This window comes from Paraburkholderia sp. SIMBA_053 (assembly GCF_046534895.1).
In the GTDB taxonomy this organism is placed as follows: Bacteria; Pseudomonadota; Gammaproteobacteria; order Burkholderiales; family Burkholderiaceae; genus Paraburkholderia; species Paraburkholderia caledonica.
On sequence record NZ_JAWRXU010000479.1, the window covers coordinates 1 to 284 of the forward strand.

Here is a 284-nt window from a genome sequence, read left to right on the forward strand (position 1 = left end):
GGGCCGCTCGCAGCATCCAGTGCATTCCATGCGGCCGTGCCCTACGTTAAGGCGTCGGTCGAGCAGATGATCGTTGCCGGCGATCGCGTCGTGACGCATCTGCATTTCACCGGTCACTTCACCGGCACCTTCAACGGCACTCAGGGCACAGGCCAAACAGTCGATTTCATCGCGACAGACATTTACCGAATTCGCGCCGGCAAGATCACGGACCACTGGCATCTCGAAGACAATCTGACCTTCCTGCAGCAACTCGGCGTCGTCGCGAAGTAGTCACCGGTACG

Annotated in this window: 1 protein-coding gene; it reads left to right on the top strand. The window is 59.5% G+C overall.

The features are described 5' to 3' along the window. Nucleotides 1-273: ester cyclase (locus SB753_RS36510; protein WP_410804990.1), on the top strand; the 273-nt coding region annotated here is incomplete at its 5' end. Between the last annotated feature and the right edge of the window lie 11 nt (nt 274-284).